The sequence below is a fragment of the Nocardioides antri genome, from assembly GCF_008373765.1.
GTDB classification, from domain to species: Bacteria; Actinomycetota; Actinomycetes; order Propionibacteriales; family Nocardioidaceae; genus Nocardioides; species Nocardioides antri.
Genome location: NZ_VUJW01000001.1, coordinates 16,590 through 33,799 on the forward strand (window position 1 = coordinate 16,590; position 17,210 = coordinate 33,799).

16 protein-coding genes are annotated in these 17,210 nt (G+C 71.1%); 4 read left to right on the plus strand and 12 right to left on the minus strand.

All coding sequences use genetic code 11. The features are described from left to right. Window positions 1–32: 32 nt before the first annotated feature. The 5 genes from F0U47_RS00100 to F0U47_RS00120 form a co-directional block, all read right to left on the minus strand. A complete protein-coding gene (locus tag F0U47_RS00100) occupies window positions 33–593 on the minus strand; it encodes an NUDIX hydrolase (protein ID WP_149748288.1) in 561 nt (186 codons plus the stop codon). 104 nt (window positions 594–697) lie between these two features. Beyond that, window positions 698–1,909 carry a hypothetical protein gene (locus tag F0U47_RS00105; protein WP_149748289.1) on the minus strand — a complete coding sequence of 404 codons (1,212 nt, stop codon included), beginning with the start codon at window positions 1,907–1,909 and terminating at the stop codon, window positions 698–700. 98 nt (window positions 1,910–2,007) lie between these two features. Beyond that, window positions 2,008–3,291, minus strand: coding sequence for a hypothetical protein (locus tag F0U47_RS20925; protein WP_188111098.1), 1,284 nt, complete (start codon window positions 3,289–3,291; stop codon window positions 2,008–2,010). A gap of 37 nt (window positions 3,292–3,328) precedes the next feature. After that, a complete protein-coding gene (locus F0U47_RS00115) occupies window positions 3,329–3,724 on the minus strand; it encodes a cupredoxin domain-containing protein (protein ID WP_149748290.1) in 396 nt (131 codons plus the stop codon). Between the two features lie 74 nt (window positions 3,725–3,798). After that, window positions 3,799–4,353 (minus strand): DUF6529 family protein, encoded by a 555-nt coding sequence (locus F0U47_RS00120; RefSeq protein WP_149748291.1) that lies wholly within the window; start codon window positions 4,351–4,353, stop codon window positions 3,799–3,801. A gap of 198 nt (window positions 4,354–4,551) precedes the next feature. Between F0U47_RS00120 and F0U47_RS00125 the strand changes: the two genes are divergently transcribed. The 4 genes from F0U47_RS00125 (at window position 4,552) to F0U47_RS00140 (ending at window position 9,259) form a co-directional block, all read left to right on the plus strand. Next, on the plus strand, window positions 4,552–5,277 hold the full coding sequence (locus F0U47_RS00125) for an anti-sigma factor (RefSeq protein WP_188111099.1): 726 nt from the start codon (window positions 4,552–4,554) through the stop codon (window positions 5,275–5,277). A 40-nt stretch (window positions 5,278–5,317) separates the two neighbouring features. After that, window positions 5,318–5,995, plus strand: coding sequence for a YcnI family copper-binding membrane protein (locus F0U47_RS00130; protein WP_149748293.1), 678 nt, complete (start codon window positions 5,318–5,320; stop codon window positions 5,993–5,995). Beyond that, complete coding sequence (locus F0U47_RS00135) at window positions 5,992–7,674, plus strand: copper resistance CopC/CopD family protein (protein WP_149748294.1); 1,683 nt, start codon at window positions 5,992–5,994, stop codon at window positions 7,672–7,674. The genes F0U47_RS00130 and F0U47_RS00135 overlap by 4 nt, the downstream gene beginning before the upstream one ends. Before the next feature lie 175 nt (window positions 7,675–7,849). Continuing rightward, window positions 7,850–9,259, plus strand: a complete 1,410-nt coding sequence (locus F0U47_RS00140; RefSeq protein ID WP_188111100.1) for a glycoside hydrolase domain-containing protein — start codon at window positions 7,850–7,852, stop codon at window positions 9,257–9,259. Between the two features lie 16 nt (window positions 9,260–9,275). Here F0U47_RS00140 and F0U47_RS00145 read toward each other — a convergent pair whose 3' ends face one another. The 7 genes from F0U47_RS00145 to F0U47_RS00175 form a co-directional block, all read right to left on the minus strand. Continuing rightward, window positions 9,276–12,662: a pyruvate carboxylase gene (locus F0U47_RS00145; protein WP_149748296.1), complete on the minus strand. Its 3,387-nt coding sequence runs from the start codon at window positions 12,660–12,662 to the stop codon at window positions 9,276–9,278. Window positions 12,663–12,812: 150 nt separating this feature from the next. Next, on the minus strand, window positions 12,813–13,442 hold the full coding sequence (locus F0U47_RS00150; protein WP_149748297.1) for an MBL fold metallo-hydrolase: 630 nt from the start codon (window positions 13,440–13,442) through the stop codon (window positions 12,813–12,815). Further along, window positions 13,439–14,524, minus strand: coding sequence for an S-(hydroxymethyl)mycothiol dehydrogenase (locus F0U47_RS00155; RefSeq protein WP_149748298.1), 1,086 nt, complete (start codon window positions 14,522–14,524; stop codon window positions 13,439–13,441). Before F0U47_RS00155 ends, F0U47_RS00150 begins: the two co-directional genes overlap by 4 nt. 49 nt (window positions 14,525–14,573) lie before the next feature. Further along, on the minus strand, window positions 14,574–15,440 hold the full coding sequence (purU, locus tag F0U47_RS00160) for a formyltetrahydrofolate deformylase (RefSeq protein ID WP_149748299.1): 867 nt from the start codon (window positions 15,438–15,440) through the stop codon (window positions 14,574–14,576). Between the two features lie 100 nt (window positions 15,441–15,540). After that, window positions 15,541–15,879: a DUF202 domain-containing protein gene (locus F0U47_RS00165; RefSeq protein WP_149748300.1), complete on the minus strand. Its 339-nt coding sequence runs from the start codon at window positions 15,877–15,879 to the stop codon at window positions 15,541–15,543. Next, on the minus strand, window positions 15,864–16,250 hold the full coding sequence (locus tag F0U47_RS00170; protein WP_149748301.1) for a YidH family protein: 387 nt from the start codon (window positions 16,248–16,250) through the stop codon (window positions 15,864–15,866). Before F0U47_RS00170 ends, F0U47_RS00165 begins: the two co-directional genes overlap by 16 nt. An 11-nt stretch (window positions 16,251–16,261) precedes the next feature. Beyond that, on the minus strand, window positions 16,262–17,203 hold the full coding sequence (locus F0U47_RS00175) for a formylglycine-generating enzyme family protein (protein ID WP_149748302.1): 942 nt from the start codon (window positions 17,201–17,203) through the stop codon (window positions 16,262–16,264). Window positions 17,204–17,210 lie beyond the last annotated feature (7 nt).

A 17,210-nucleotide genomic window follows, 5' to 3' on the forward strand; every position in this document is an offset into this window, starting at 1 on the left:
GGGAGCCCCTAGGCGGACTGTGTCCCCTCTCCCTAGGTGTTCGCTCCGGACGGCCCATCGGATTGCCGACGGCCTCCGCGATCGGTCTCACGGAGCCGCCGCAGCCGCGAGTACGCCTCGAGCCCGTCGGGCACCCAGGGCCATTCGTCCAGCCGCCGCTGCAGCTCGTCCTCCGGCAGGAACGCGCTCCAGGCGACCTCCTCCGCCTGGGGGCGCACCGGCACGTCGCACCGCACCTCGTAGACCGCCGACCACCAGCGTCGTACGCCGCCGTCGTCGAAGAGGAACCTGAAGAGGAGGACTGGTCTCGGCAGCCCGGAGACGCCGAGCTCCTCCTCGGCCTCCCGGAGCGCAGCGTCGTCGTAGGCCTCGCCCGCCCCCACGACCCCGCCGACGAACATGTCGTAGAGGGAGGGGAACACCAGCTTGGTGGCGGTGCGCCGATGGACGAAGACGCGACCCTGCGGGTCCTTGACCTCGATGAACACACATCGGTGCCGCAGCCCTCGCGCGTAGGCGTCGGCGCGCCGCGCCTGTCCGACGACAGCGTCGTGCTCGTCGACGATGTCGAGCATCTCGTCGGCGGAACTCATGACACCTCCACGTGACCGGACCGCGCGCCCGCTGGCCCATCCTCACGCACAGACTGCCCGGCCCGCGGCGAACGCCGCGAGCCGGGCAGTGACTCTGGTGGCTCCTACTGCAGAGACTTGTTCTGCGCGATGCCTCCGGCCAGGGTGGCGGCGGTCATCGACATGTGGTGGGCGGCGGCGTAGAGCCTGGCGAAGACCTTGCCGTCACCGGCGACGAGCGAGTCGATGGTGACGAACACGCTCTTGACGTGCGGCTTCAGCTCGTCCGCGACGGCATCGGCAGGCAGCTCGGGGACCACGGAGTTGATGATCTGTCCGAAGGAGGTGCGGTACTTGTTGAGATCCTTGGTCGCCTTGGCGACCATGGCTTCGTCTCCGGTCGCCTTGCCCAGGGTGTAGTTGACGAAGAAGCCGATGTGCTGGCGCCAGGACTCGAGGAACGGCTTCCTGGCCTCCGGGTAGGCGGATCCGACAGCCTTCGACAGGGCGACGGAGTTGTCGTCGAGGGCGGCGACTGCGGCCTGGACGGAGGGCTCTTCGAGGTCTCCACCCTTGCTGACGGCCTGGGCCAGGGCGATCCCGGCCAGGTAGACGTGCTCGTCGAGCAGGTAGGTCATGCCGGCGCGCAGCTCGGCGGCGTCGCTGTCGGCGGCGCCTTCCAGTCCCTTGTTCTCGGCGATGCCGCCGGCCAGGATCTCCGCGGTGTGCGGCATGTGTGAGGCCGCGACGGCCAGCTTGGCGAAGACCTTGCCGTCGCCGGCCACCAGGGAGTCGATCGCGGCGTAGACGGTGTTGACGTGGGGCTTGAGCTCGTCGGCCACGGCGTCAGCGGGAAGCTCGGGGACCACGGAGTTGATGAGCTGCCCGAAGGAGGTGCGGTACTTGTTCAGATCCTTGGTCGCCTTGGCGACCATGGCCTGGTCCCCGGTGGCCTTGCCGAGGGTGTAGTTGACGAAGAAGCCGATGTGCTGGCGCCACGACTCCAGGAAGGGCTTCTCGGCCTCGGGATACGCCGACCCGACCGCCTTGGACAGCGCGACCGAGTTCTTGTCCAGGGTGGTGACGGCGGCCTTCACCGTGGGTGCCTCGAGGTTCCCGCCCTCGTCGACGGCGGTCTTCAGGGCGATGCCGGCCAGGTAGACGTGCTGCACCAGCAGGTCGGTCAGCCCGGCCCGAAGGTCTGCTGCCGGCGTCGCCGTCGCAGCCTGGCCGGACTCGTTCTTGTCATCGGCGTCGGAGTCGGAGCATCCGGTGAGGGCGAGAGCCCCCACCAGGGCCACCGAGACAACTCCCGCAAAACGGCGGTACGACTTCATCTTCTTCTCCTCGTTGCGAGAGCCCTCGTGCCTGGAAACGGTTGGGTGCAGACACCTGCCGGCTCCCCGGCACGATGGGGAGCCGACAGGTGGGTCGGTCAGTTGAGCGACTTGTTCTCGGCGATGCCTCCGGCCAGCGTGGCGGCGGTCATCGACATGTGGTGGGCCGCGTCGTAGAGCTTGGCGAAGACCTTGCCGTCGCCGGCGACGAGCGAGTCGATGGTGACGAACACGCTCTTGACGTGCGGCTTCAGCTCGTCCGCAACCGCATCGGCAGGCAGCTCGGGCACGACGGAGTTGATGATCTGCCCGAAGGAGGTGCGGTAGCCGTCGAGGTCGTTCTCGGCCTTCGTCACCATCGCCTTGTCACCGGTTGCCTTGCCCAGGGTGTAGTTGACGAAGAAGCCGATGTGCTGGCGCCAGGACTCCAGGAACGGAGCCTCGGCGTCGGGGTAGGCGGCTCCGACAGCCTTGGACAGGGCCACCGAGTTGTCGTCCAGTGCGGCGACTGCGGCCTGGACGGAGGGCTCTTCGAGGTCCCCACCCTTGCTGACGGCCTGCGCAAGGGCGATCCCGGCCAGGTAGACGTGCTCGTCCAGCAGGTAGGTCAGACCGCTCCGCAGGGTCGCTGCGTCGCTGTCGACGGTGCCTTCCAGTCCCTGGTTCTGGACGATGCCGCCGGCCAGGGTCTCTGCGGTGTGCGGCATGTGCGAGGCGGCGATCGCCAGCTTGGCGAAGACCTTGCCGTCGCCGGCCACCAGGGAGTCGATCGCGTCGAACACGGTGTTCACGTGAGGCTTGAGCTCCTCCGCGACCGCGTCAGCAGGCAGCTCGGGGACCACGGAGTTGATGATCTGTCCGAAGGAGGTGCGGTAGCCGTCGAGGTCGTTCTCGGCCTTCGTCACCATCGCCTTGTCCCCGGTGGCCTTGCCCAGGGTGTAGTTGACGAAGAAGCCGATGTGCTGGCGCCAGGACTCCAGGAACGGAGCCTCGGCGTCGGGGTAGACCGACCCGACGGCCTCGGAAAGCGCCACCGAGTTCTTGTCCAGGGTGGCGACCGCGGCCTTCACCGAGGGAGCCTCGAGGTTCCCGCCCTCGTCGACGGCGGTCTTCAGGGCGATGCCGGCCAGGTAGACGTGCTGGACCAGCAGGTCGGTCAGTCCGGCCCGGAGCTCTGCTGCCGGCGTGACTGTCGCAGCCTGCCCGGAGGTGGTGGTGCTGGTGTCGGACGCGGTGGGCTCGTCGGCCGGCTCCGAGCTCTGCGACTGAGACTGACCGCTCGGCTCCTCGGAGTCGGCGGAGCCGGTGCATGCGGACAGGCTGACCAGGGTGGCCACGGCCAACGCAGCCATGCCGGCGCGGACGGTTCGGGATGACTTCATGTTCTTCTCCATTGCGAGTTGAGGTGGTTGGTGCCTGTCACTTGGTGACTTCGACTACGCCCGACATCCCTTTGTGGATGGAGCAGTAGTACGTGTAGGTGCCGGGCTCGGTGAACGTGTAGGAGACGTCCTCACCGGCCGCGAGCTGGCTGTCGATCGTGCCGTCGGGGTTCTCGGAGGTGCGCAGCCCGTCGCCGCCGAGCTCGAAGGTGCCGGTGGTCACGGTGTGGCCGATGCTGTCGCTCACGGTCCAGGTCACCGTCGTACCGGCCTTGACGGTGAGCTCTTCCGGCTCGAAGGCCAGAAGCTTGGTGGTCACCGTCTTGCCGTCGCTGGGGGATGCGGGGTCCGCGCCGGCGTCGTCCGAGCTGCAGGCTCCGAAGGAGATCGCAGCGCCGAAGAGGAGGGCCAGACCTGCTGCTCGTTGGTTCATGTCCAGGGATTCGGAGCCGCCGCACAAAGGGATTGGTCGGGATCGGTGGGGATCGGTCGGGTTCGGGAACCCGGTCACCGGCCGTACCCGACGAGCTGGAACCACCACCAGGAGCTGAGGTACCAAGCGACGACGAACGCGGTGAACAACGTGCCGCCGAGGACCGGGATCAACCAGCCAGGCAGCCGAGCCATCCGCAGGCCGATCATCTTGCTGGCGAAGGCGCCGTAGAAGACGCAACCGGCGACGGAGTGAAGGGTGGTGCGCGGAGTGAGGGTGTCGAACCCGAAGGCGTACACGCAGTAGTACGCGACGGGCAGGCTGAGGAGGAATGCCAGCACACCGTTCACGCGGTGGATCGGGCCCACCCAGGCTGGGGCGCGTCGGACCAGGGGTAGCCGGCCGTACATCCAGCTGGCCGTCAGCACCTGGGCGACGATCATCAGCAGCACCGCGGAGCTGAGCCACGCCTTCATCGACTGCATGCTCGTGAACCACCAGACAGGCAGGAGGCGCGGTTGTCCCTGCTGGGCGCCGACGACGCCCAGCGTGGTCGCCACGGCGACACCTGCCAGGAGACAGACGGCGAGACCAGCTCGGTCGAGCCCGGTGCGGTGTGCGTCGGCCATGTCGCGCCTCTCAGAGGGATGCCCGGTGATCGGACTCCGATGGGGTGCTGGTGCTTCGAAGTCGCCGCGTCCATCGGATTGGTCACGTCTCCCGCGTGCCCGACGAGCAACCTGCGCGAAGGACCAATCCGAGAGGCGCGTCGTCGCGAACTCCACCTGTCATCTCAACACCGACCATTGCCAGGAACGGAGGTCCTCGTGCGTCCACCGAAATGGCACCCGGCCCGTCGGGCACCGGGCGTCGTGCCCGGCGACGACGGGCACGCGCTCTCTGGTGCCTATGTCCTGGACGCAGTGAAGCCCCTCGAGCGACGACGGTTCGAGGCGCACCTGGCCGAGTGCGCCAGCTGCCGCCTCGAGGTCGCCGGCCTGCGCGAGACCGCGGCAGAGCTCTCCCAGACCGTCGCCACCGACCCTCCCTCCGACCTGAAGCCGCGCGTGCTGGGGGCGTCCGGACGGCTGGCGCAGGGACGTACGACGCTCGGCCGCCCGCAGCAGTGGAGCCCGAGCCGGTCGACCCGACTGCTGGTGGCAGCAGCGGCCGTTCTGGCCATCGGCGGCTCCTCGTACGCCCTCGGCCAGCAGCACGAGAACCCCTCGCCGGTGACCGCCGAGGCGGTCTTCGAGGCACCCGATGCACGAGTCCGCGGCGTTGCGCTGGAGGACGGGGAGTTCCGGATCGCGCTCTCCCCGAAGCTGGGCCTGGTGGCTGTCCAGGCCGACATGCCGCCGCTCCCGGCCGGCCGCACCTACCAGGCGTGGGTCATCGCCGACGAAGCGCGATCACTCGGCGTCCTCGAGGACGGCGAGGGCTTCGTGCCCATCCCGAGTGACGGCCGGCTCGCCGTGACCGTCGAGCCGGAAGGCGGATCCATCCAGCCCACCACCGTTCCCCTCTTCGCCCTCCCGCTTGAGAACGTCTGACCCCCCTCGCGCCCCCACGCCCTGATCGAGAGAAATCGCCATGACCCCCCGGAACCTGACCCGCATTCTCACCCCGATGGCAGCCGCCGCCACCTTCGGCCTGACCCTGGTCGCGCCGGCCGCCGCGCACGTCTCCATCACCCCGTCGACGACCACCGCCGGTGCCTACTCCGTGCTGACGGTGAGCGTCTCGCACGGCTGCGACGGCTCGGCCACGACCGAGGTCGAGATCCAGCTGCCCGAAGAGGTCCTCTCCGTGACCCCGACCCGCAACCCCTTCTGGGACGTGAGGACCACGACGGTCCCCCTGGACGAGCCGACCACCGACGCCCACGGCAACACCGTCACCGAGCGCATGGGCAGCGTCGTCTACACCGCGAAGGACCCGTTGCCCGACGGACAGCGGGACGCGTTCGATCTCTCGCTGCAGCTTCCCGACCAGGTCGGCACCCTGACCTTCCCCACGGTGCAGACGTGCGTGAGAGGCGCCACCGGGTGGGTCGAGTCTCCTGCCGAGGGCCAGAGCGCCGACGAGCTCGACCATCCCGCGCCCACCGTCACCGTCACCGAAGGTGACGCCGGGGCTGCCCCGGCAGACACCGTCGCCGGCCCGGCATCCGAGGGCGTCGACACGATGGCCGCACTCGGAGTCGGCGCCGGCGTCCTCGGACTGCTGGTCGGTGGCGCGGCACTGACCCGCGCGCGGCGCAGACCATGACCTCCGGCGACAACGGGCCCTCGTGGCAGTGGGTCGCCCGGCTCATCGCCGGGGTGGTCGCGGCTCTGGCCTCGGTCGTGATGTTCGCCGGACCGGCTTCCGCCCATGCAGCACTGGTCGACACCAGTCCCGACGACGGCGCGGTGCTGGCCGAGGCGCCCGACGACGTACGGCTGACCTTCAACGGGCCGGTGCGCCTCCTTGCCGACGGGATCCGGCTCTACGACGCCGCCGGTGAGGACTTCCCCGTGGCCGCGGAGGGCGAGGGTTCCGAGATCGTCGTGGAGACGCCGGCGGAGCTCGGAGAGGGCAGCTTCGTCGTCAGCTGGCGCGTCGTGTCCGCCGACGGGCACCCGCTCTCGGGATCGTTCACGTTCTCGATCGGCAGCCGCAGTGACACGGTCGCGCCCGCACCGGCGAGCGCCGACCCCTCCGCCGACGCACAACGGCTGCACAGCGTCACCCAAGGCGGTCAGTACGTCGCGCTGCTCCTCGCCGCGGGGCTGGTCGTCTTCCTCGGACTGCTTCCCCGCTCCGCGCCGGCCGCCGTGCGACGACGCGTGGCGAAGGTCGGCCTCGTCATGTCGGTCCTCGCGTCCGTCGCGAGCCTGCTGCTGGTGCCGCTGTCGGCTGCGATCGAGCGCGGAGCCGGCGTGGCAGCGATCTTCTCCACGACCGCGCTCTCGGATCCGGGCCCGGTGGCTGCCGAGTGGCTCGTGGCGTTCCTGGTCACAGGCGGGCTCTTCCTCGCAATGGCTGCCAGCAGGGGCGGCGGCGGTGCCCGGCCCGGCCGTCGGTGGTACGGCGTCGCGCTCATCGGCGTCACTGCCGCCCTCACCGGCCCCGCGCTGGTCGGGCACACCCGCTCCTTCGGCCCGGAGATGCTGTTGGTCCTGACCGACGTCGCGCACCTCGCGGCCGGAGCCGTCTGGCTCGGCGGGCTGGTCGGACTCGTCATCGCCCTACCGCGGCTCGCTGGTCACGGGCATCTGGGAGCCCAGGTCCTGTCCCGCTTCTCGACCGCCGCTGCTGCCAGCCTGCTGGTGCTCACGGTGATGGGCAGCGTGCTCTCGTGGCGCATCCTCGCCTCCTGGGACCTGCTGTTCCACACCTCCTACGGCATCCTGCTGCTGACCAAGATCGCCATCGTGGTCGTCGCGATCCTCGTCGCCGCAGCCAACAGGTTCGTTCTCCTGCCGCGCGTGCAGGACCCGGAGCGGCGTGACGAGACGGGGGCCGGCACCCACCCGATCCGCCGGGCGATCGCGGTGGAAGGCGTGCTCCTGGTCGGCGCTCTTCTCGTGACCGGGTTCCTGACCAACCAGGCTCCGCACCCGAGCCCCGACCTGGTCTCCGCGCCCGCCGCCAGCTCGCACGCGCAGTCGATCGGAGACCTTCGTATCGTCACCACGCTGGACTCCGGCACCGTCGGACCGAACACGGTGCGCATCGAGACCGAGGACACCTCCGGCGCACCCCGGACGCTCCCGCACCGCCCGGTCGTCAGCCTCAGCTCCGACAGCCACGACCTCGGCAGCCTCCCGATCACCCGTACCGGTCCGGCGACCTACGAGGCATCGGCGATCCTCCCCAGCACCGGCACCTGGGAGATCCAGGTCAGCCTCCGCCTGAGCAGGTTCGAGAACCCCGTGTTCACGGTCCCGGTCACCGTGAGCTGACCGGCCATTGCGGTCCGTGCTCCGGAGAGCGACACTCGTCGGAGTGCTGACGCGACCTGTTCGAGGCGGCAGACACCGACTGCGGGGGAACCGACAGCGAGCTCTGCCGATGAGGCGCGCGCTCACATCGTGGCGTACGCTGCGCGCGCCCGTGCCACCTCATGATCGACCGCCCATGCACCTCGACCGTCGCGTCACGCTGCCGCCAGCCGTCCTGGCCGTCCTCCCACTCGTCCTCTTCCTGCTCGCCGTGACGGTGGTGGGGCAGTGGCCCACCGACGCGCCGTCGGACGCCGGCGCCGCCAACCGCGGTGCGGTGACCGGCCGGGACGACGTCCAGCGACGCAAGCAGGTCGCCGCCGTGCCGCCGGCACCGCGCGGGTCGGCGTGGACCGGTCACGCGTTCGATGCCTGCCGCGCGCCCAGCCAGCGGGTGATGGACCGCTGGCGCACCGCGTCACCCTTCACCGGCGTCGGGATCTACCTCGGCGGCATCCACCGGGCGTGCGAGCAGCGCCACCTCACCCCACGCTGGGTGACGCGGCAGCTCCGCGCGGGGTGGAAGCTCCTGCCGATCTGGGTGGGGCCCCAGGCCTCGTGCACGGGCTTCGACCACCGCATCGTCTCGAGGCCCGGCCCGCTCGACCGCTACGGCGCCGCCCGGGCCGACGGCGCCCGCCAGGCCCGGTGGGCCGCGGCGACCGCCCGGTCCCTGCGCCTCCCGCGCGGCGAGCTGATCTTCTACGACCTCGAGGGTTTCGACACCCGCAACGAGCGGTGCCGCCGGTCGTCGCTCGCCTTCCTCGAGGCGTGGACCGAGCAGATCCATCGCAGCGGCTACCGCTCCGGCGTGTACTCCCACGTCAACTCCGGCATCGCCCTGCTGAGCCGGACGGGCTCGGCCTACACACGTCCCGACGCCGTCTGGTACGCCTGGATCGACCGGGTCGGTGGCATGCCGGGGGAGTACGTCGCCGACCCAGCGTTCATGCGCGCCAGCCGCGTCCACCAGTACGCGCTCGACACCAGTGTCGAGTTCGGCGGCATCGAGATGAGCATCGACTGGAACTTCGTCTCCCTGGGCGCCACCAGCCGGCCCTCGCGCCCGACGAGCTGCGAGGCGCTGGCGGGGCGCGTGCCACCGCGACAGGTGCGCGCGGGCGAGCGCGGGCCGGTCGTCAGAGCGGTCCAGTGCCTGACGTCGGCGGGGGTTGTGCACCCCGCGAAGGTGAGCGGACAGTACGACGCCGCCACGGTCCGCGCGGTGCGCCGCTTCCAGGCCCGTCAGGGTCTGCGCCCGACGGGCGCTGTCGACCGATCCACCTGGACCTCACTGCACGCGCGGGGCCACCAGCCGGTGCTGCGCAAGGGGGCACGCGGCGAGCCGGTCGCACGGCTGCAGCGGAGCCTCAACGCCGCGGTGAGAGCCCGGCCCCTCCGGGTCGACGGCTCGTTCGGTGACGCCACGAGCCGCGCCGTCGTGCGCTACCGCAAGCACCTCGGGCTGAAGGGCAAGAGCGTGGTCACGCCACGCGTCTGGACCGCGCTGAAGCGCGGCAAGGTGGTGCCGCCCCGGGGCAGGTAGCGGCCGGACGGGGCGGTCACAGCACCAGCAGCAGGTCTCCACCTTCGACCGACTGCGGCCGGCTGACCACCGTGCGCGACACCGTGCCTGCGATCGGAGCCGTGATCGACGCCTCCATCTTCATGGCCTCGATCGTGGCGACGACCTGGCCGGCCTCGACGGTGTCGCCCTCGGCGACCACGACGGTGGCGACGCCCTGGAAGGGCGCTGCCACGTGTGCGGGGTTGCCGGGGTCGGCCCGCTCCTGGCTCGGCGCGTCCACGTGGACCGACCGGTCCCGGACGGTGATCGGCCGGAGCTGCCCGTTGATGGTGCACATCACCGTGCGGTAGCCGCGCTCGTCGGGCTCACCGATCGCCTCGAGGCCGAGCAGGAGGGTCTTCCCGGGCTCGAGCTCGATCTCGTGCTCCTCACCTGCGCGCAGCCCGTACAGCCAGTCCACGGTGGGGAGCACCGAGGTGTCGCCGTACTGCTCCCGGGACTCGGCGAACTCGCGGGTGGGGCCGGGGAAGAGGAGCTCGTTGAGCGTCGTACGACGGTCGTCGGCGAGGCCCTTGCGCTGGGCGTCGGTGAGGGCCACCTCGGGCGGCGGGCCGGTTCGTCCCTGGAGCGCGCGGGTCCGGAACGGCTCGGGCCAGCCGCCGGGCGGGTCGCCGAGGTCGCCGCGCAGGAAGCCGATGACCGAGTCGGGGATGTCGAACCGCTCGGGCTCGGCGCCGAACTCGTCGGGGTCGGCGCCGACCGCCACCAGGTGCAGCGCGAGGTCGCCGACCACCTTCGACGACGGCGTGACCTTGACGACGTTGCCGAGGATGCGGTTGGCCGCGGCGTACATGTCCTCGATCTGCTCGAACTTCTCGCCGAGGCCGAGCGTGATCGCCTGCTGCCGCAGGTTGGAGAGCTGCCCGCCGGGGATCTCGTGGGTGTAGACGCGGCCGGTCGGTGCCGGGAGACCCGACTCGAAGGGCGCGTACAGCCGCCGGGTGGCCTCCCAGTAGGGCTCCAGCGCGCACACCGCGTCGAGGGACAGGCCGGTCTCCCGATCGCTGCGGTCGGTCGCGGAGACCAGCGCCGACAGCGGGGGCTGGGAGGTGGTGCCGGCCAGCGCCGCCGAGGCGGCGTCGACGGCGTCGACCCCGGCATCGATCGCGGCCAGCAGGGTCGCCAGCTGTCCGCCCGAGGTGTCGTGGGTGTGCAGGTGCACGGGGAGGTCGAACTCCGAGCGCAGTGCGGTGACGAGGGTGCGTGCCGCGGGCGCGCGCAGCAGCCCGGCCATGTCCTTGATCGCCAGGACGTGCGCGCCGGCCTCGACGATCTGCTCGGCCAGCTTCAGGTAGTAGTCCAGCGTGTAGAGGCTCTCGTCGGGGTCGGAGAGGTCGCCGGTGTAGCACAGCGCCACCTCGGCCACCGCCCGTCCGGTCGCCCGCACGGACTGGATCGCCGGCCGCATCTGCTCCACGTCGTTGAGCGCGTCGAAGATCCGGAACACGTCGACGCCGGTCTCGGCCGCCTCCTCGATGAAGGCGTCGGTCACGTCGGTGGGGTACGGCGTGTAGCCGACGGTGTTGCGTCCCCGCAGCAGCATCTGCAGGCAGATGTTCGGCACCGCCTGGCGGAGCGCGGAGAGGCGCTCCCACGGGTCCTCGTGGAGGAACCGCAGCGCGACGTCGTACGTCGCCCCGCCCCAGCACTCCAGGGACCACAGCTGAGGGGTGAGGCGGGCGACGTGTCCGGCCACCGCGAGCAGGTCGTGGGTCCGGACCCGGGTGGCCAGCAGACTCTGGTGCGCGTCGCGGAAGGTGGTGTCGGTGACCGCGACATCGGTCCGCTCCCGCAGCCGGCGCGCGAACTCATCGGGGCCGTGCCGCAGCAGCTCCTGCCGCGACCCGTCCGGCGCCGGCACCTCCAGGGAAACCGGCGGCAGCTTCGTCGCAGGGTCCAGCGTCGTCGGCGCCGGACCGTGGGGCTGGTTGACCGTGACGTCCGCCAGGAAGCTGAGGAGCTTGGTGCCCCGGTCGCCGCCCGCCCGGGCGCCGAGCAGGTGCGGGTGGTCCTCGATGAAGCTCGTGGTCACCCGACCGTTCTCGAAGTCGGGATCGGTGAGGACGGCCTGCAGGAAGGCGAGGTTCGTCGCCACGCCCCGGATCCGGAACTCCGCGAGGGCACGGCGGGCCTTCTCGACCGCGAGCTCGTGGGTCCGGCCGCGACAGGTCAGCTTGGCCAGCATCGAGTCGAAGTGGGCCGAGACCTCGGCGCCGGTGTGCGTCGTGCCGCCGTCGAGGCGGACGCCGGGGCCGCCCGGGGAGCGGTACGACGTGATCTTGCCGGTGTCGGGCCGAAAGCCGTTGGCCGGGTCCTCGGTCGTGATCCGGCACTGCAGCGCGGCGCCGCGGAGGGTGATCGAGTCCTGGGTCAGCCCGAGGTCGGCGAGCGACTCGCCTGCCGCGATGCGCATCTGCGACTGCACCAGGTCGACGTCGGTGACCTCCTCGGTGACCGTGTGCTCGACCTGGATGCGCGGGTTCATCTCGATGAAGACGTGCCGGCCCTCGCGGTCGACGAGGAACTCCACCGTCCCCGCGTTGCGGTAGCCGATCTCGCGCGCGAACCGGACCGCGTCGGCGCAGATCCGGTCCCGCAGGTCGGGGTCGAGGTTCGGGGCGGGTGCGATCTCGACGACTTTCTGGTGGCGGCGCTGCACCGAGCAGTCCCGCTCGAAGAGGTGAATCGTCCCCTCGTCGCCGCCCGTGCCGTCAGCAAGGATCTGCACCTCGATGTGCCGTGGGTCGACGACCGCCTGCTCGATGAACACGGTCGGGTCGCCGAAGGCGCCCTCCGCCTCACGCATGCAGGTCGTCAGCGCCTCGCGCAGCGAGGACCGGCGGTCGACCCGGCGCATGCCGCGGCCGCCGCCGCCGGCCACGGCCTTCACGAACAGCGGGAAGGGCATCTCCGCCGCCGACGCCATGAGCTCGTCGACATCCTTCGACGGCGCGACGCTGGCGAGCGTCGGGACGCCGGCGGCCTGGGCCGCCGCGACCGCGCTGGCCTTGTTGCCGGCGAGGGTCAGGACGTCCGCGCCCGGCCCGATGAACGTGATGCCGTGGTCGGCGCACGCCTCGGCGAGCGCCGGGTTCTCGGACAGGAAGCCGTAGCCCGGGTAGACCGCGTCGGCGCCCGAGCGCAGCGCGACCTCGACGATCGCCTCCGGGTCCAGGTAGGCGCGCACGGGGTGCCCGCGCTCGCCGATCTCGTAGGCCTCGTCCGCCCGGAGCCGGTGCTCGGACCACCGGTCCTCGTGGGGGAAGACGGCAACGGTGCGGGCGCCCATCTCGTACGCCGCCCGGAAGGCGCGCACCGCGATCTCGCCGCGGTTGGCCACCAGGATCTTCGAAAACGCCACGAGTGCAGTCCTCCTACGCAGTTCGGTTCTCGGGCACGAGCAGCGCTCGGTGCCGGTCGGTTTCGTCCGGCCGAGGCAGCCGGGAACGGTCTCTTGGATCCGGATCCCGTCGACGAAGGCGTCGACGTCGGCGAGACTGCAGCGACAGCGTCAGTGGCCGCGCTGGATCCAGGTCTGGAGGTCCGGTGCCTCGGCACCCACCGTGGTGTCGTCACCGTGACCGGTGTGCACCACCGTGCCCGGCGGCAGCGTCAGCAGCTTCTCGCGGATCGAGTCGATGATCGTGGGGAAGTCGCTGAACGAGCGGCCGGTGGCACCGGGACCTCCCTGGAACAACGTGTCGCCGGTGAACACCGCCCCGAGCTCCTCGGAGTAGAAGCAGCAGGCGCCCGGCGCGTGACCCGGCGTGTGCAGGGTCTGCAGGCGCGCGCCGCCGACCTCGAAGACGTCGCCGTCGGCCAGCTCGTGGTCCGGGGCGGACGCGTGCACCCGGTCCCACAGGACGCGGTCGCCCGGGTGGAGGTACGACGGCGCGCCGGTCGCCGCGCACAGCTCTGCCGCGGCGCGGATGTGGTCGTCGTGGGCGTGGGTGAGCAGCACCGCCCCCACCCGGCGGCCGGCGACGGCCTCCAGGATCGGCTTGGCGTCGTGCGCGGCGTCGATGACCACGCACTCGTCGTCGTCACCGACCACCCAGACGTTGTTCTCGACGTCCCAGGTGCCGCCGTCGAGGCTGAACGTGCCGGCCGTGACGACCTGGTCGCAGCGCACTCCGGTCACAGCTCCACCACCGAGCGCAGCACGTCGCCCTTGTGCATCTTCTCGAAGGCGTCCTCGACGTCCTTGAGACCGATGGTCTCGGTGACGAAGTCCGACAGCGGGAACCGGCCCTGCTGGGCGAGGTCGACGAGCATCGGGAAGTCGCGCGAGGGCAGGCAGTCGCCGTACCAGGAGGACTTGAGGGCGCCGCCGCGGCCGAAGACGTCGAGGAGCGGCAGGGTGACCTGCAGGTCGGGCGTGGGAACGCCGACGAGCACCACCGTGCCGGCGAGGTCGCGGGCGTAGAACGCCTGCTCGTAGGTCTCGGGGCGGCCCACCGCGTCGACGACCACGTCGGCGCCGAAGCCGCCGGTGAGCCGGCGGATCGCCTCGACGGCGTCCTCCTCGCGGGAGTTCACGGTGTGCGTGGCGCCGAAGCCCTTGGCCCACTCGAGCTTCCGGTCGTCGACGTCCACGGCGATGATCGTGCTGGCACCGGCGAGAGCCGCACCGGCGATGGCGGCGTTGCCGACGCCGCCGCAGCCGATCACCGCGATGGAGTCGCCCCGGCTGACCCCTCCGGTGTTGACGGCCGCGCCGAAGCCGGCCATCACGCCGCAGCCGAGCAGGCCGGCGGCGCTGGCAGGCGCCTGCGGGTCGACCTTGGTGCACTGGCCGGCAGCGACCAGTGTCTTCTCGATGAAGGCGCCGATGCCGAGCGCGGGGGAGAGCGGGGTGCCGTCGGTGAGCGTCATCGGCTGTGCGGCGTTGTGGGTCGCGAAGCAGTACTGCGGCTTGCCCTTGGCGCACGCCCGGCACTCGCCGCAGACCGCGCGCCAGTTGAGGACGACGAAGTCACCCGGCTCCACCTCGGTGACGCCGGGGCCGACCGCCTCGACGACGCCCGCCGCCTCGTGGCCGAGCAGGAACGGGAACTCGTCGTTGATGCCGCCCTCCCGGTAGTGCAGGTCGGTGTGGCACACGCCGCAGGCCTGCACCCGGACGACCGCCTCACCGGGGCCGGGGTCGGGGACGACGATGTCGACGACCTCGACCGGGGCTCCCTTGCTGCGGGCGATGACTCCCTTGACGGTGCCGGGCATGAGTCTCCTTGTCGGGCCTTCGAGCGAGTGGAAGCGGTGGGGGTGTTGGTCAGCGGAAGACGACGGTGTGGTGGCGGTCGAGGAGCACGCGGTGCTCACTGTGCCAGCGGATCGCCCGCGCGAGGACCTGAGCCTCGACGTCGCGGCCCGCCGATGTCATCGCCGCTGGGTCGAGCGAGTGGTCGACGCGGACGACGTCCTGCTCGATGATCGGTCCCTCGTCGAGGTCCGCGGTGACGTAGTGCGCGGTCGCGCCGACCAGCTTGACCCCGCGGGCGTGCGCCTGGTGGTAGGGCTTGGCGCCCTTGAAGCTCGGCAGGAACGAGTGGTGGATGTTGATCGCGCGGCCCTCGAGCTTGCCGCACAGCTCGTCGGACAGCACCTGCATGTAGCGGGCGAGCACCACGAGGTCGACGTCGAGCTCGTCCACCAGCTCGAGGAGGCGGGCCTCGGCCTCCGGCTTGGTCTCCGGGGTGACCGGGATGTGGTGGAACGGGATCCCGTTGGCCTCCGCGACCCCCTCGAAGTCGCGATGGTTGGACACGATCGCGGGGATCTCGATGTTGAGCGCGCCGGTCGACGTACGGAACAACAGGTCGTTCAGGCAGTGCCCGAACTTGGAGACCATCAGCAGCGTCCGGGTCGGGGTGCGCACGTCGTGCAGCTGCCACACCATGGCGAACTGGCGCGCGACCGGAGCGAACTCCTGGCGGAGCTGCTCGGCGTCCACGCCGTCGAGCCGGAACTGGACGCGCATGAAGAAGCGGTCGGTGAGCCGGTCGTCGAACTGCTGGCTGGCGCTGATGTTGCCGCCGTGCTCCATGACGAAGCGGCTGACCGCGAAGACGATGCCCGGGGCCTCCGGGCAGGTCAACGTGAGGACGTACTCGGTGCCGTCGGGGGAGTGGTCGGACATCGGATCTCCTTTTGCGTAATGCACAACTCGCTGAGCGATACGCAACAGACTGCCGTGACGAGTGCCAGAGGTCAAGAGGCATCTCGGAGCAAATTCGTCGTCAGGGGGTCGCGTGCCACAGCCAGTGCGCGGCGAGGGCGGCCGTCAGGCTGCTGAGAGCGAGCACGTCGAGGAGAGGCGGCCGGGTCCGGCCGGTCTCCAGCTGCCGCAGGTCGCCGGCGTAGCGCGGCACCCGGCGCAGCGCGACGACGACCGCCACCCCGAGGAACGCGACGGCGGAGACGACCGCGGACGCGCCGCTCAGAGGCGCCGCCTTCAGGCACACGGTGGCCACCAGCAGGTAGCCGAGGATGGTTCGGCTCCAGGCCAGGCTGGTGCGCTCCGGCTGCAGGCCGGAGTCGCGCTCCGGCGCCACCGGTCCGTCTACAGGTCCTGCCACATCGTCACCCCCAGCGCACCGGCGCTCCCCAACAGCACGACCAGCGCGAGCATCGGGACCAAAGGCGACAGCGGGAGAGGGCGCCCGGTGCGGAGGGCGCGCTCGACCGCGAGCCAGCGGACGGCTGCGCTCGCACTGATGGCGGTGCCTGCCGCGAGGAGCAGGACCGCGATGCCCTGCCGGACGGCGTCGGGCCACACGTCGACCATGACCGCGTCGGTGGCCACCGCGGCCGCGATGACCGCCAGCGAGGTGCGGATCCAGGCGAGGAAGGTTCGCTCGTTCGCGAGGGTGAAGCGGGGGTCCGGCTCGGCGTCTCCGCCGAGCAGGCGCCGCCGCATCCGCGAGCCGAGGCCGGCGACGGCTTCCATTGCTCCTCCTCTCAGGCGTCCTTGGCACAGCGGAAGCCGATGTTGCCGCTGCACGAGCTCGGGTCGTTGTTCGTGCGGGCTGCGACCCGGTAGCGGTTGCAGTAGGAGTGGTGGCAGAGGTACGAGCCGCCGCGCATGACGCGCATCTCCCCGCCGTCGGGACCCTGCGGGTCCCGCACACCGGACGCTGGGTGCTCCGTGGTCCACCAGTCGGCGCACCACTCCCAGACGTTGCCGGCCACGCAGTAGAGGCCGAACCCGTTCGGCTCGAAGCTCTCCGCCGGCGCGGTGCCGCGGTAGCCGTCGTCGGCGGTGTTGCGCACCGGGAACTTCCCCTGCCAGATGTTGCAACGATGGTCACCGTCGGGCGTGAGCTCGTCCCCCCACGGATAGCGCTTGCCCTCGAGCCCCCCGCGAGCGGCGTACTCCCACTCCGCCTCGGTCGGCAGCCGCAGGCCGGCCCAGGCGCAGTACGCCGCGGCGTCGCCGTGGTCGACGTGGACGACCGGGTGGTCCATCCGTTCGTCCACGTTGCTCCCGTCTCCCTCCGGTGCGGCCCAGTAGGCGCCGTCGACCCGGCACCACCACGGGGCGGCGTCGGGGCGTTGAGCCCCGCGTCGCAGGTGCGAGGGCAGGAACGCGGCGAAGACGTAGGACCAGCCGAACTGCTCTGCTCCGGTCCGGTAGCCGGTCGCCTCGACGAACTCGGCGAACTCCGCGTTGGTGACGGTGTGCCGACCGATCCAGAACGGCGAGAGCGTCACCTCCCGCACGGGACCCTCGCCGTCCGCGCGGTTCACGTCCGCGTCGGCGGACCCCATCCGGAAGGTCCCTCCGTCGAGCCGGACCAGCCCGTCCGGCGTGGAGCCGGCGGCGGAGGAGGCCTTCGTGGCCGGGGCCGAGCGGGTGTCGCCAGCGGGACGCGGAGCGGAAGGGGCGCAACAGGCGTGCATCGTGGTC

Coding starts and splice junctions, on each gene's coding strand:
- F0U47_RS00170 (WP_149748301.1), bottom strand. CDS start 16,250: ATGGAAGCCGTCGCCGGCCTCGGCTCGCGGATGCGGCGGCGCCTGCTC.
- purU (WP_149748299.1), bottom strand. CDS start 15,440: ATGTCCGACCACTCCCCCGACGGCACCGAGTACGTCCTCACGTTGACC.
- F0U47_RS00175 (WP_149748302.1), bottom strand. CDS start 17,203: ATGCACGCCTGTTGCGCCCCTTCCGCTCCGCGTCCCGCTGGCGACACC.
- F0U47_RS00155 (WP_149748298.1), bottom strand. CDS start 14,524: ATGCCCGGCACCGTCAAGGGAGTCATCGCCCGCAGCAAGGGAGCCCCG.
- F0U47_RS00115 (WP_149748290.1), bottom strand. CDS start 3,724: ATGAACCAACGAGCAGCAGGTCTGGCCCTCCTCTTCGGCGCTGCGATC.
- F0U47_RS00140 (WP_188111100.1), top strand. CDS start 7,850: ATGCACCTCGACCGTCGCGTCACGCTGCCGCCAGCCGTCCTGGCCGTC.
- F0U47_RS00135 (WP_149748294.1), top strand. CDS start 5,992: ATGACCTCCGGCGACAACGGGCCCTCGTGGCAGTGGGTCGCCCGGCTC.
- F0U47_RS00130 (WP_149748293.1), top strand. CDS start 5,318: ATGACCCCCCGGAACCTGACCCGCATTCTCACCCCGATGGCAGCCGCC.
- F0U47_RS20925 (WP_188111098.1), bottom strand. CDS start 3,291: ATGAAGTCATCCCGAACCGTCCGCGCCGGCATGGCTGCGTTGGCCGTG.
- F0U47_RS00105 (WP_149748289.1), bottom strand. CDS start 1,909: ATGAAGTCGTACCGCCGTTTTGCGGGAGTTGTCTCGGTGGCCCTGGTG.
- F0U47_RS00120 (WP_149748291.1), bottom strand. CDS start 4,353: ATGGCCGACGCACACCGCACCGGGCTCGACCGAGCTGGTCTCGCCGTC.
- F0U47_RS00100 (WP_149748288.1), bottom strand. CDS start 593: ATGAGTTCCGCCGACGAGATGCTCGACATCGTCGACGAGCACGACGCT.